This is a genomic window from Sphingomonas parva (ex Maeng et al. 2020) (assembly GCF_004564275.1).
GTDB lineage: Bacteria > Pseudomonadota > Alphaproteobacteria > Sphingomonadales > Sphingomonadaceae > Allosphingosinicella > Allosphingosinicella parva.
This window is the reverse complement of record NZ_SPDV01000014.1, coordinates 88,702-101,170: the sequence shown is the minus strand read 5'-3', so window position 1 is coordinate 101,170 and position 12,469 is coordinate 88,702. Positions and strand designations below refer to the sequence as shown.

Sequence of the window (12,469 nt, the reverse complement as noted above, 5' to 3'; positions counted from 1 at the left end):
CCTTCGTCGCCGCCGCCAGCCTATCAAGAGAACGGCCGCAGCGCCAATGACTAGCGGCGAGGCGCGGAGGGCGGGGCCGAACCTCTGCCGGTCCGCCGGCCTCCGGCGGCCGGCCAGATCGCGCCGCTGCGCAGCAAATGATCGTTGAGACGGGCCGATCGCCGCGCCCATTGCTCGATAGCCGCCGCCGACCGGCCCTGGGGAAGCGGCCGGTTCTGCAGCCAGTCGTGCCGGCGATCGAACAGGCGGAAGGCGTCGCTCACCGGATCGGTGACTCCCGAGACGCCTTCGTCTTCGGCAAGGACCAGATCGCGGGCGACCATATGGAACGCGCGGTTCGGATCGGCGGCGAGCAGGCTGTGCCCTTGCCAGGGATTTGCCTCCCGGATGCCGAGCAGATCGGCGACGGTCGGTGTGATGTCGAGCAGGCTGGCATGGCCATGATGTACTCCCCTGGGCAGGCGGGGATGGGCCCCGAGGAAGAGCAGGGGCACCCACACCGACTCCCGGTACAGGTTCTGCTGCCCCGGGCGTTGATCGTGCTCGCCGAGATTGAAGCCGTGGTCGCCGAAGATGACCACGATTGTGTGCGCGAACCAGGGCTCCTTCTCGAGCGTACCGAGCAGCTCGGCCACGACGTCGTCGGTATAGCGGGTGGTGTTGCGGATGCGGTGCTGCGGCGTGTCGTGCTCGGCGATGTCGAGGCGCGTCTCGCGGCTCAAGAACGGCGTGTGGTTGCTGACCGAAACGATCGTAGCGAGGAACGGCCGGCCGGAGCGGCCGAGCGCCCGGATACGACGGGCAGCCGCGCGGAACACCGGACGGTCATGCTCCTTCGCTTCCGGATAGCGCCACAGGCGATCGTACCAGCGCGTCAGCCAGTAGGTGGCGCCGTCCCAGTCGGTGTCGCCGGCGTTGAACATCTCCGCGCGGTAGCCGTAACGGCGGAGCATCCCGGGAAGGCAGTGGAACTCGGTCGCCACGAAGGCAGTGACGTAGCGGCGGCTGTGCGGCGCCACCGAGCAATGGCCGGCAAAGATGCCGTTGATGCTCGGCGGTCCGAAGCTGAGCGCACGGGAAAAGGCGGCGGCACGGCCGCTCGTGGCGAGCGAATCGAGATAGGGAGTCGCGGAGGGACGCGCGCGGGACCCTAGAAAGCCGACGTCCACGCCGCGCAGCGTCTCCAGCTGGATCAGGATCACGTTCCAGGGCGGTTGCGCGGGGCCGGTCGCGCCCCCGGTCGGCTCGCGCAGATACGGGTAAGCGGGGTCGGCGAAGCGCCAGGCCTTGTCGTCGCTCTCGTCCAGCCACCGGGCCTGATAGGCGGTGACGAGGCTCCGAAGATCGTCGGGCGCCGACACGTCGCCAAAGCCGAGCGCGGCGTCGGTCGCAAGTGCGAGGACGACCGGCTCGACCTTGCGCAGGCGGAACTGGCTCGTCGCCATCCGCCAGCCGTTGGCGGGCGCCGCGAGCGGCACCAGCAGCAGCAGCACGGCGATGCCGTACGGGATTGCCGCGGGCCGACACCGCGCGCCCGGCGCGCGTGCGATCAGCCGCATCGCCCATGAAGCGTAGAGGCCGGGCACGAGGATCAGCAGCACGAGTGGGAGCAGAGCTCCGCCGGCGTCGGCGAGCAGGACATCGGCGAACAGGCTGTCGCCCAGCGTATGCGAGCGAGCGTAGGTGGCGAGGAACGACAGACCGAGGCGTATGCCGAGGAAGCGGAGGACCTCGTGGTCGAGCTGACTGAGCAGCAGGTTGAAGGTCAGGAGGGCGGCCTGGATCCGATGGACCAGGCGCGCGCCGCGCCAATTGCCGGTGCGGCGATACCACATCAGCCAGAGGAGCAGGAACGGTGCCGAGAGCAGCCATACGCCGAGCAGGTCGTAATAGGCCGCGAGGAAGGCATAGCGTCGCCACTCGAGCAGGAACGGACCGCCATACGGCCCCGGCCGCGCATAGAGGAACGCCTGCAGGACAAGGCAGCCGAGCCAGCCGCTCGCCGCCAGGCGCAAGGCGATGACAAAATGCCGGCTTCCCGCCGCCTCTGGCTCGCCCTGCGACATCGTCCCCGATCCTCGCGAAGACGAGAGCCTAACCCAGCGAGCGGGAGGCGACTAGGCGCGAGGGCGGCGTCGCCGGCGAGACGCCGCCGCCGCGGTTACTCCTTGCCGCTACCGGGCTCCGCCATATCGCGGTGCATCTCGGCCGCGACGCCGCCGCCGAGCACCTTCGCGCCGGCGACCTGCAGCTTGTTCATCAGGCCGTGGACGACGCTGCGCTCGCCCTTCATCATCGCCTCGTAGCCGGTCTTCGCCACGTCGGCCGGATCGTCCTTCTTGGACGTGCCGACCTTCGTGTCCTCCATGCCGGCGCGCTCGAAGAACTCGGTCTCGGTCGCGCCGGGCTTGAGGCAGGTGACCGTCACATTGGTCTCCTTGAGCTCGTTGCCGAGCGCGTCGGAGAAGCTGTCGATGAAGGCCTTGGAGCCGTTGTAGACCGCCTGGAAGGCGCCGGCGATGTGGCCGGCGATCGAACCGGTGATCAGGATCCGCCCCTCGTCGCGCGCCACCATCTGCTGCGCGACCTTCTGAATCAGATAAAGGGTGCCGGTGATGTTGGTGTCGATCACATGGCGCCACTCGGCCGGATCCTGCTCGAGGAAGGCGCGGCCGAGGCCGTGGCCGGCATTGGCCAACAGCGCGTCGACCTGCCGGCCGCCCGCCGCCGACAGCAGCTGGTCGACGCCCTCGAACGTCGAGAGATCGGCCTCGACGTTGGTGACCTCGACGCCCATGCCCTTGAGCGACGCCGAGGCGTCGACCAGCGGGGTGTCGGCGGCGATGACCAGATCGTAGCCGTCCTGCGCGGCGAGCTTGGCGAGTTCCAGGCCGATGCCGGTCGACGCGCCGGTGACGATGGCGAGCTTACGCTGGCTCATGCTGCTTCTCCTGCTTGGCCTTGACCTCGCCCTTGGCGAGGCCGGGTTTGAGAACGATTTTGGTGTAGCTGTCCTGCTCGTCGTGCCAGTGCCGGTACATGTCCGGCCCGTCCTCCAGGCTGGCGTGGTGCGAGATGAACCAGGTCGTATCGAGCTTGCCCTCCTGGATCATCTCGAGCAGCTGCCTGGTGTACTTCTGGACGTGGGTCTGGCCGGTCTTCATCGTCAGCCCCTTCTCCATGAAGGCGCCGATCGGGAACTTGTCCATCATCCCGCCATAGACGCCGGGCACGGAGACCCGGCCGCCCTTGCGACAGGAGAGGATCGCCTGGCGGAAGGCGGCGGGACGATCAGTGCCGAGTTTCAGCCAGACCTTGGCATGATCGGCGAGATTGTCGATGCCGAGGCCGTGGGTCTCCATGCCGACGCATTCGATGCAGGCGTCGGGGCCGATGCCGCCCGTCATCTCGAACAAGGCGTCGCGGACGTCCACCTCGCGGAAATCGAGGATTTCGGCGCCCATCTGCTTCGCGAGCTGGAGGCGGCGGGGATAATGATCGATCGCGATCACCCGGTGCGCCCCGAGTTGGAAGGCCGACTGGATGGCGAACAGCCCGACCGGCCCGCAGCCCCAGACGGCGACGGTGTCGCCCTGCTCGATCTCGGCGTTGACCGCGCCCATCCATCCGGTCGGCAGGATGTCCGAGAGGAAGAGGACCTGATCGTCCTCGAGTCCGTCGGGGATCACCACCGGGCCGACGTCCGAATAGGGCACGCGCAGATATTCGGCCTGGCCGCCGGCATAGCCGCCGGTGAGGTGGGCGTAGCCGAAGGCGCCGCCCATTGGATAGCCGTAGAGCGTCTCCGACATGTCCGAGGTGGTCGCCGGATTGGAATTGTCGCAGGCCGAATATTGCTGCTTCGAGCAATGGAAGCAGCTGCCGCAGCTGATCGTGAAGGGGATGACGACCCGCTGGCCGACCTTCAGCGTGCTCTTGGAGCCGACCTCGACCACCTCGCCCATGTTCTCGTGGCCGAGGATGTCGCCGGCTCGCATCGTCGGGATGTAGCCGTCGTAGAGATGGAGATCGGAGCCGCAGATCGCGGTCGAGGTGACCTTGATGATCGCATCGCGGGGGTTGACGATCTCGGGATCGGGAACGGTGTCGACGCGGACGTCGTGCCGCCCGTGCCAGGTGAGTGCGCGCATCATGGTCTCCTTAAAGATACTGGCGGGTCGGCTCTTCCGAGCGACGGCCGGACGGGCTGGCGGAGCTGGTGATCTCGCCGGTCTCCATCAGCTGCTTGAAGCGGCGAAGGTCGCGCCGCGCCTGGACGTTGGGCTCGCGCTGCAGCAGCTTGGCGACGCCGCGGCCGAGCGTGCCGAACGGCGGATCGTAATCGACGGTGGCGCGCACCATCGTGCCGCGGCCCGGCGCGGCGTCGAGGAACTCCACGCGCCCGCTGTTGCGGACCGGCGCGTCCTCCTCCGATTCCCAGGCGATGACGCGGCCGGGCTGATCCTCGGTGATCCGGCTGACGAACTGGATCTCCGTCCCGCCGGGCGCGGCGATCGTCCAGCGCGAGCGCTTGTCGTCCAGCGTCTCCACCGATTTCACATTGTCCATGAAGCCCGCGAGATTCTCGAACCGGCGCCAGAAATCGTACAGCTCCCGGGCAGGCCGGGCGATCGTCACCGTCCGACTGACCAGGGCGTCTGACGGCTTGTAGCCGCGCCGAAGCGCCGAAGGCGGCGCGTCGCTGATCGGCGCTTTGTCGCCGCCGCCGCCGCCCAGCGTCCGGGCGACGAGATAGGCGAGGCCGGCCGTCGCCGCGACCGCCGCCGCGCCGATCAGGGCACGCTCGACGCTGCCGTTGCGTTCATCGTCTTCATCATTGAGCATAAAGGGCGCCATTGCTCCTCCTTGGCGGCTCAGCTTGGCCGCGACCCTGGTCCTAATCCGGTATGCTTTCGCGCTGTCGCGCTGATCTGTCGCTGTTCTTGCCGGTGAACCAAGCGCGCGCTGGTCGGTTCCCCATCAACGGAGCGCATCCTGCTCCGGCAAGGGTGGCCATGCTCAGTCTCCAGCGCGCGATCGAACGGCAGGTGCATCGGCTGCTCGGCGAAGGGGAGGCGGGGGACGCGGTACGCGTCCCCGTCCGTGCCTCGACCTCGCCGCCGCTGTTCCCGCCGACCGCGGTCTGCCGCGCCGTCCATGCCGATTTCACCACCATGCTCGTCGGCGGCATGTCGGGCCTCCTCGTCCAGATGCTGCACCCGGGCGCGCTGGCGGGGGTCTGGGACCACAGCAACTTCCGCGCCGACATGGCCGGGCGCCTGCGAAGGACGGCGCAATTCATCTCCGCGACCACCTATGGCAGCCAGGACGACGCGGCGCGGCTGATCGGCCGGGTGCGAACGATCCACGATCGGGTCCACGGCCGGCTCCCCGACGGCACGCTCTATTCGGCGAACGATCCGGCGTTGCTCACCTGGGTGCACATCGCCGGCGCAAGCAGCTTCCTCGAAGCCTATCGCCGCTACCGCGCGCCCGGCATGAGCGCCAGGGATCAGGATCGGTATTTCGCCGAGACGGCAGAGGTCGCGCGCGCGCTCGGCGCCAACGACGTGCCGGAGAGCCGGCGCGCGGCTGCGACCTATCTGCGAGCGCTGCGGCCGAGCCTGCGCTGCGACGAACGCACTCGCGAGGTCGCGGCGGCCCTGTTCGAGGAGCCGGCGCCGAGCCTCGCCCTGTTGCCGTTCCGGCAGCTGGTGATCCGTGCCGCGATCGACCTGCTGCCGGATTGGGCCGCGGCGATGCACGGTCTCTCCGTGCCCGTGCCGCAGCGACCGGCGATCCGGCTCGGACTTTCCGGCGTCGCGGCCGTCACTCGCTGGGCGCTGGCGCGCTGACCCGGCGAAGCCTCACTCGCGGGTGAGCGCCTCCGACTTGTGAGCGGCGCGCTTGCCTTCGTCGGTCTTGACGATGAACTGGGGCGCGTCCTTCGAGGCCGCGACCTTGTGACCCTTGATGTGGGTCTCGCTGGTCTGCTTCTTCTCGACGACGCCGTGCGCCTGGCCGCCGTGACTGTTCCAGCGGACGCGGTCGCCCGCCTTGAGATCCTTCGCCATGTCGCCTCCTCTCGGTGCGTCGGAGGAACAGGCGTCGGCACGGAACGGTTCCTGCGCCTTTCTATGCGTCACGGCCCAAAGGCCATGACGGTGACGATCGTCAGGGCGCTGGGGAGCGCAGGTCGCGGCCGAGCGCCTCGGCCAGCTCGGCCGCGCGGAACGGCTTGGCGAGGCGCGGGAGATCGGGCGCGATGTCGTCGACATCGGCATAGCCGGAGACGATCAGCAGGTGCATCGCGGGCCAGCGGGTGCGGGCGGCGCGCGCCAGCTCGGTTCCCGACATGCCGGGCATCAGGTGATCGGTGATCAGGAGATCGAACGATCCTTCGGCGAGCAGGTCGAGCGCCTCGGCCGCGGAACCAGCCTGAACCACCTCATAACCGAGCCCGGCGACGATCTCGGCCGTGCCCTCGAGCACCAGCGGCTCGTCATCGACCACCAGCGCGCGTCCCGCACCGGCCGCGCCGACCGGCGGCGCCGCCTCGACTGCCGGCGTGGCCGCGGCCTCGCCGGCCTCGCGCAGAAACAGGCGGATTGTCGTGCCCTCGCCAAGGGTGCTCTCGATCCTCAGGCCGCCGCCGAGCTGCGCCAGCAGGCCGTGCACCATCGAGAGGCCGAGGCCGGTGCCGCGGCCGAGCCCTTTGGTCGAGAAAAAGGGCTCGATCGCCCGTTCAACGACCTGCGGCGGCATGCCGGTGCCATTATCGGTGACGGCGACCTCGACGTAGCGACCTGGTTCCGGGCCCTCGCGATCATTCGGAACGAACGTGGTCAAGCGCGCCGCGATGCGGATCCTTCCACCGTCGGGCATCGCATCCTTGGCATTCACCGCCAGGTTGAGGATGGCGAGCTCAAGCTGGTTGCAGTCGGCATGGACCGGCCGCAGCCCGGCGGGCACGTCGATCTCCAGCGCGACACGCGGGCCGAGGGTGGTCGCGAGCAATGGCTCGAGATTTCCGAAGCATTCGGCAAGATCGACCGCACCGGCCTTCAGCGGCTGGCGGCGAGCAAAGGCGAGCAGGCGCTGGACGAGGACGCGGGCGCGCTCGGCCGCTTCGATGGCGTTACCGACCATCCGCTCGGCGCGCGAATCGGGGAGGCCGCGCTGGCGTAGCAGATCGAGCGTCCCGACGATCGGAACCAGCAGATTGTTGAAATCGTGCGCGACGCCGCCGGTGATCTGCCCGATCGACTCCATCTTCTGGGTCTGGCGCAGGGTTTCCTCGGCCTTGCGCAGCGCCTCCGCCTGCTCTTTCTCGCGGGTAATGTCGCGGGCGACGCTGTAGAAGCGGTTGCCCTCGGGCACGGAGTTCCAGGACAGCCATTTGTAGCGGCCGTCGCTGGCGCGGAAGCGGTTCTCGAAGCGCTCCGTCACGTTCCCGGCCGCGAGCGACTCGTTCTCCGCACGAGTCTTGGCGGCGTCGTCCGGATGCTCGAGCCATTCGGACGTTCGGCCGAGAAAGTCCTCGAGCGGATAGCCGAGCAGGCTGGTCCAGGCCGGGCTTGCCGCCAGCCAGACGCCCTTGTCGTCGGCGACGACGAACGGGTCGCGGGCCAAATTCCAGAGCCGGTCGCGCTCGAGCGTCCGTTCCTGCACCTGCCGCTCGAGAAGCTCGTTCAGCCGGTGCAGCGTGTCCTCGGCCTCATATTCGATCGTCCGGTCGCGAACGATACCGACCGAGCCGATCCTGCGCCCGTCCTCGCTGAAAATGGGCCGCCCCTTGGCCACGATCCAGCGGACCGATCCGTCGGGCCGCAGCACCCGATATTCGATGCTGGCCGGATCCCCCGCCGCCAGTGCGGTGTCGACGCGCGCGAGGTAATCGGCACGGTCTTCCGGGTGGACGGTCTCGACGACCTGCGAAAAGCGGAGCGGCCCGCGGACGTGGGAGAGGCCGTGCATCTCCTTGTAGGTGTCCGAAACATGGCCCTGGTCGCGCAGCGAATCCCAGCTCCAGGAGCCGATCCCGCCGACCTCCTGCGCCAGCGCAAAGCGTTCGCGGCTCTCGTCCCGCTCGGCGATTGCGCTGGTGAGGAGCTGGCTCAGCGTCTGGAATTCGGCGAACCGGCTCGGCGCGAATGCGGGCGCTTCGCCGTCCTTGATCCGTTGCGCGCCGTCGCCGAGGATCGCGATCTCGCGCCGCACGGCGCGCGCCGCCGCGAACGCGGTGAGCAGGGCTCCGGCGAGCAGAAGCCCGGAGACCAGCGCGCCGCCGAGCAGCGCCCGCCGCGAGCCGGCGGCGAGCTCCGCCCGCGGCACCGCGACGATGAAGGTCCAGCCGTTGCGCTCCGAGCGGCTGAAAGCCACCACCGTGGGCGTGCCTTCGAGCGACCGGCTCTCGGTCGTGCCCTCGCGACGAGCCGACAGCAGGCGCAACAGATCGGGCGTGCCGGGCGTGCCGACGAAGCGGTCCGGGCGGACGTTCCGCCAAACCACTACGCCGTTGCGATCGAGGATCGTCGCATAGCGGCCCTCCGACACGCGCTGGGCGTCGATGATCCCCTGGAGAAGCCGCGGCCGATAGATGACCGACAGGACGTATTCGGCCCGGCCGTCCGCCATGATCGGCCAGTCGACGCAGAGGATCCGTTTCTCGACCACGCCCGTGGCGAGGTTGCAAACCCGCGGCTCGCCGGTGTCGAGCGCCGCCAGCACGTTCGGAGGATATTGGCCCGTGGGGAGAGGCGATCCCGGTGCCAGCCGCGTGTTGACCAGCTGCTTGCCGTTGCGGTCGCTCAGCATAACCCAAGCGTCGGGCTCGTTCAGCGCCGTCCGGGCCTGGCGGTCGAGGGCGGCGAAATCGCCGGCGCGCAGCGACGGCGAGGCGGCGAGCGCGCCGAGCAGCCGCTGGTAGGCGCCGAGCCTGGCGTCGACCACTTGCGAGAGCGCGCGGGTTGTGTCGACCAGCTGGGCTTCGGTCTGCGCGCGCCCCCAGGCATCAGCCTCGCGGACCAGCACTGCCGCAGCGGCGGTAAGCAGGATCGCAAACAGCGCCGCCAAGCCGAGGATGTAGGTGCGGATCGAGCGCAGGACCGCGGGTCTTCCCGCCCGGAGAGGTGAGGCAAGTCCGTCGGCCACTCTTGTACGCCCTCCCAGCGAAGCCGCGACGGCTTCGCAACGATGCGTGTCGGTGCAGCGGCCTGCCCAGTCAAGCGCGGAGCGCGGTCGCCCGCGTCGCGGTCACGCCGCGGCTGGAGCCGGGATGCGGTAGAAAGGCCGGGGTGCGGCTTTACGTCCGATGGAGCAGGTTCGGCTCCGGCCGATCAGGCGCCGAACCAGCCCTTCGCCTGCGCCGCCTCGAGCTGCGGCGCCATATAGGCCCAGAGCGCGGGGCAGCCGGCGGCGATCGGCGGGCCGATGCGATCGACGACGCGCTGATGGGCGATGCCATTCTCGCGCCAGCTTTGGCCCTCGTTGGCGAGGTTGAGCAGGGCCGGCATGGCGCGGTCGACGGCGTTGGCGAAACGGGCCTCGGCGGTCTCGCCCGTCTCGAATTCCCGCCAGAGCGCCAGGAAGTGTTCACCGCGCCCGTCCGGCAGCGCCCCGAAGATGCGGCTGACGGCGGCGAGCTCGGCGGCCTTGCGCTCTTCCCAGCCGTGTTCCTCGAAGACGATGGTGTCGCCGGTGTCGATCTCGCCGATGTCGTGAACCAAAAGCATCAGGACGACGCGGTTCACGTCCACCGGCGTATCGGCAAGATGCGCCAGCGAGGCGGCGAGAAGCGCGATCTGCCAGCTATGCTCTGCGCTGTTCTCATAGCGATCGATGCCGACCGGCTTCACCTTGCGGGTGACCGCCTTCAGCCGATCGAGCTCCAGCACGAAATCGACATAAGCCTGCATGCGCCCCTCCTGCCCCGGGCGCGGTCTAGCCGGTCCGATCTGCGATGGGACTGCGCGCGAATGGTTAGCCTGTTGGTAGGCTTTTTCGTCCTAGGAGCGGGGCAGGAGGACGGAGAATGCAGCAGGTTCGGCGCCTCACCCCGGCGGGCGCTGCCATCGACGTACGCGCGGTCGAAGGGTTCGGCGCCGAGATCGATGCTGCGGCCGCGCGCGCCGATTCGCGGCACCTGTTCCTGCGTCGCGCATGGTACGCCGCGAGCGAACGGCCCGGAGCGCGAACCCTGATCGCGTGCCGCGCCGACGGCAGCATCGTCGCGGCCTTGCCGACGCTGCCGGGCCTCGCCGGCGCGCTGCGCGAGGTGCCCGGCGGCTATTGGCCGTTCCGGAGCTTTCCGATCGCGTCCGATCTCGGCGACGACGAGCTCGGCGCCTTGCTCGCCTCTCCTCCGGCGCGCCGCGTCCTTGGACCGGTGTGGCGGATCGGTCCGGTCTATGCGGACGATCCGACGCTGGTGCGGTTGCTCCGCGTCTGCCGCGGGGCGGGCTGGACCGCGCTGCCGCGGCGGATCGCGCCTTCGTTCCGGCTCGACATGGCGGCGCTGCGGCGCGAGGGCACGTGGCCGCGCGGCTCGACGCTGAAGAAGAACCGGTTCCACGAGAAGCACCTCGCCAGCCACGGCGCGCTGGAGTGGCGCTTCGTCTCCGGCAGCGACTGGACGCCGGCGCTGTTCGAGGCGCTCGCCGAGGTCGAGCGGAAGAGCTGGATCGCGTCCGAGACCGACGGCTCCGACGCCAAGTTCATGGCGCCGCAGCATCGCCGGATATGGGAGGGCGCGGCGCGGGACCCGGTGCTGGCCCGCGCGATGCGGGCGGCGATCCTGTCGGTCGACGGTACCCCGGCGGCGTTCTCGTTCGACCTCGATGCCGGCGCGCTGAAATACGCGATCGCGAACAGCTACGATCCGCGCCTCGCCAAGCACAGTCCAGGCAAGTGCCTCTACTATCGCAATCTCGTCGAGGCGCTCGATCGGGGCATCGAGACCGTCGACTGGGGCGCCGGGGACAGCGGCTACAAGCGCACGATCGGTGCCGAGCCGGGTCCGGACCTGGTCGACGTGCTGTTCGTCCGGCGCCCCATTCCGGCCGCCCTGCTCGGGCCGCTGTGGCGCGCCAGCGGGCGTTAGCCCTGTTCGGGCGGCTCCCCTTCCTCTAACGCGACGGGATGCCGACCCGTCCGCTCTTCGCCACGCTCTTCTACGAAGCCGCGCTCGCTGCGCCCGACCTCATCGCCGAGCTCGACGAGGCCTGCCGCGCGCTCGCCGAGGAGGACCAGGCGGGGCGGCGCTGGTCGCGCGACCACGGCTATCGCGGCTATACCTCTTATGCGTCGCTGAATGATCTTCCGGTGCGCGATCCGCGCTTCGCCGATCTGGTGCGGCTGCTGAACCGCCACGTCGCCGCGTTCGCCGCCGATGCGGCATTCGATCTCGGCGGACGCAGGCTGAAGCTCGACAGCCTCTGGGTCAACGTGCTGAAGCCGGGCGGGGCGCACAGTGCCCATATCCATCCGCACAGCATCGTTTCCGGCACCGTCTACGTCGCCGTGCCGCCCGGCGCCGGGCCGCTCAAGCTGGAAGACCCGCGGCTGCCGATGATGATGGCCGCGCCGACCCGGCAGGACGATGCGCCCGAGATGCTGCGGACCTTCGTCACCGCCGCCCCGCAACCCGGCAGCGTCTTCCTGTGGGAGAGCTGGTTGCGGCATGAGGTGGTGCCCGGCAGCGGGAAGAATCCGCGGATCAGCATCAGCTTCAACTATCGCTAAAAAATCACGCGGCGCGCCAATGCTGGCTTGTCGCAGAAAGAAGCATCCCGGTCACAAACACATAGCGCGCGCAGTGGTCGTCGGGTCTGATCTCGTGCGGCCGACCGGGGGAGAGGCTGGTCATCTCCCGTTCATCCGCGGGTTGGAAACGGCGCCGCCACGGGAGGAGATCGGGTCAGTGGGTGCAGCGGAACGCGCTCGCGATACAGGGGAGGGCAGCCCGAGCGGGCTCGAGCAGGTCTACCTGGTCCACAGGGAGGCGCTGCTCCGCTTCCTGCGCGCGCGAGGTGCCGGCGACGACGCCGAAGACCTGCTCCAGGAGATGTGGATCAAGGCCTCCGCCGGGGTTTCGGGGCCGATCCGCGATCCCGTTCCCTATCTCTATCGCACCGCCAGCAATCTGATGCTCGATCGCCGCCGCGCCGGTCTGCGGCAGGCGAAGCGCGATACCGAATGGGCCGGTGTCGAGCCGGGCGTCGAGCGTCCCGACGACCGTCCCAACGCCGAACAGCAGGCCGTGGCGCGCAGCGAACTGGCCCAGGCCGAGGCGGTTCTCACCGGCCTCGGCGAGCGCACCGATGCGATCTTCCGCCGGTTTCGGCTGCGCGGCCAGAACCAGCGGGAGATTGCCGCCGATCTGGGCATCAGCCTCAGCGCCGTCGAGAAGCACCTCCAGAAGGCGTATCGCGCGCTGATCGACTATCGGAGGCGGCGCGATGCGGATTGA

Annotated in this window: 11 protein-coding genes; 4 read left to right on the top strand and 7 right to left on the bottom strand. The window is 69.3% G+C overall.

Annotated features, from left to right (window positions below; genetic code table 11):
• Positions 1-50: 50 nt before the first annotated feature.
• The 4 genes from E2493_RS09295 to E2493_RS09280 all read right to left on the bottom strand — a co-directional run bounded on the left by E2493_RS09295 (position 51) and on the right by E2493_RS09280 (position 4,857).
• On the bottom strand, positions 51-2,066 hold the full coding sequence (locus E2493_RS09295) for an LTA synthase family protein (RefSeq protein ID WP_135086013.1): 2,016 nt from the start codon (positions 2,064-2,066) through the stop codon (positions 51-53).
• A 95-nt stretch (positions 2,067-2,161) separates the two neighbouring features.
• On the bottom strand, positions 2,162-2,941 hold the full coding sequence (locus E2493_RS09290) for an SDR family NAD(P)-dependent oxidoreductase (RefSeq protein WP_135086011.1): 780 nt from the start codon (positions 2,939-2,941) through the stop codon (positions 2,162-2,164).
• Entirely contained in the window at positions 2,928-4,151 is a 1,224-nt protein-coding gene (locus E2493_RS09285; protein ID WP_135086009.1) for a zinc-dependent alcohol dehydrogenase, read from the bottom strand. The genes E2493_RS09290 and E2493_RS09285 overlap by 14 nt, the downstream gene beginning before the upstream one ends.
• 10 nt (positions 4,152-4,161) lie before the next feature.
• Positions 4,162-4,857 carry an SRPBCC family protein gene (locus E2493_RS09280; protein ID WP_225421286.1) on the bottom strand — a complete coding sequence of 232 codons (696 nt, stop codon included), beginning with the start codon at positions 4,855-4,857 and terminating at the stop codon, positions 4,162-4,164.
• A gap of 158 nt (positions 4,858-5,015) precedes the next feature.
• On the opposite strand from E2493_RS09280, the gene E2493_RS09275 reads away from it, so the two are divergent.
• Positions 5,016-5,855, top strand: a complete 840-nt coding sequence (locus E2493_RS09275) for an oxygenase MpaB family protein (protein WP_135086075.1) — start codon at positions 5,016-5,018, stop codon at positions 5,853-5,855.
• Positions 5,856-5,867: 12 nt separating this feature from the next.
• On the opposite strand, the gene E2493_RS09270 is transcribed toward E2493_RS09275, so the two are convergent.
• The 3 genes from E2493_RS09270 to E2493_RS09260 all read right to left on the bottom strand — a co-directional run bounded on the left by E2493_RS09270 (position 5,868) and on the right by E2493_RS09260 (position 9,917).
• Positions 5,868-6,074 (bottom strand): hypervirulence associated TUDOR domain-containing protein, encoded by a 207-nt coding sequence (locus E2493_RS09270; RefSeq protein WP_135086007.1) that lies wholly within the window; start codon positions 6,072-6,074, stop codon positions 5,868-5,870.
• Between the two features lie 100 nt (positions 6,075-6,174).
• A complete protein-coding gene (locus E2493_RS09265; protein WP_135086005.1) occupies positions 6,175-9,153 on the bottom strand; it encodes a PAS domain-containing protein in 2,979 nt (992 codons plus the stop codon).
• 185 nt (positions 9,154-9,338) lie between these two features.
• Entirely contained in the window at positions 9,339-9,917 is a 579-nt protein-coding gene (locus tag E2493_RS09260) for an HD domain-containing protein (RefSeq protein WP_135086003.1), read from the bottom strand.
• 116 nt (positions 9,918-10,033) lie between these two features.
• On the opposite strand from E2493_RS09260, the gene E2493_RS09255 reads away from it, so the two are divergent.
• The 3 genes from E2493_RS09255 to E2493_RS09245 all read left to right on the top strand — a co-directional run bounded on the left by E2493_RS09255 (position 10,034) and on the right by E2493_RS09245 (position 12,469).
• Positions 10,034-11,101, top strand: coding sequence for a GNAT family N-acetyltransferase (locus E2493_RS09255; RefSeq protein WP_135086001.1), 1,068 nt, complete (start codon positions 10,034-10,036; stop codon positions 11,099-11,101).
• A gap of 38 nt (positions 11,102-11,139) precedes the next feature.
• Complete coding sequence (locus E2493_RS09250) at positions 11,140-11,742, top strand: TIGR02466 family protein (protein WP_135085999.1); 603 nt, start codon at positions 11,140-11,142, stop codon at positions 11,740-11,742.
• Between the two features lie 178 nt (positions 11,743-11,920).
• A complete protein-coding gene (locus E2493_RS09245) occupies positions 11,921-12,469 on the top strand; it encodes an RNA polymerase sigma factor (RefSeq protein ID WP_225421285.1) in 549 nt (182 codons plus the stop codon).

Excerpts from the sequence above, each read along its gene's own strand:
- E2493_RS09295 (WP_135086013.1), bottom strand. The coding sequence starts at position 2,066 with ATGTCGCAGGGCGAGCCAGAGGCGGCGGGAAGCCGGCATTTTGTCATC.
- E2493_RS09290 (WP_135086011.1), bottom strand. The coding sequence starts at position 2,941 with ATGAGCCAGCGTAAGCTCGCCATCGTCACCGGCGCGTCGACCGGCATC.
- E2493_RS09285 (WP_135086009.1), bottom strand. The coding sequence starts at position 4,151 with ATGCGCGCACTCACCTGGCACGGGCGGCACGACGTCCGCGTCGACACC.
- E2493_RS09280 (WP_225421286.1), bottom strand. The coding sequence starts at position 4,857 with ATGGCGCCCTTTATGCTCAATGATGAAGACGATGAACGCAACGGCAGC.
- E2493_RS09275 (WP_135086075.1), top strand. The coding sequence starts at position 5,016 with ATGCTCAGTCTCCAGCGCGCGATCGAACGGCAGGTGCATCGGCTGCTC.
- E2493_RS09270 (WP_135086007.1), bottom strand. The coding sequence starts at position 6,074 with ATGGCGAAGGATCTCAAGGCGGGCGACCGCGTCCGCTGGAACAGTCAC.
- E2493_RS09260 (WP_135086003.1), bottom strand. The coding sequence starts at position 9,917 with ATGCAGGCTTATGTCGATTTCGTGCTGGAGCTCGATCGGCTGAAGGCG.
- E2493_RS09255 (WP_135086001.1), top strand. The coding sequence starts at position 10,034 with ATGCAGCAGGTTCGGCGCCTCACCCCGGCGGGCGCTGCCATCGACGTA.
- E2493_RS09250 (WP_135085999.1), top strand. The coding sequence starts at position 11,140 with ATGCCGACCCGTCCGCTCTTCGCCACGCTCTTCTACGAAGCCGCGCTC.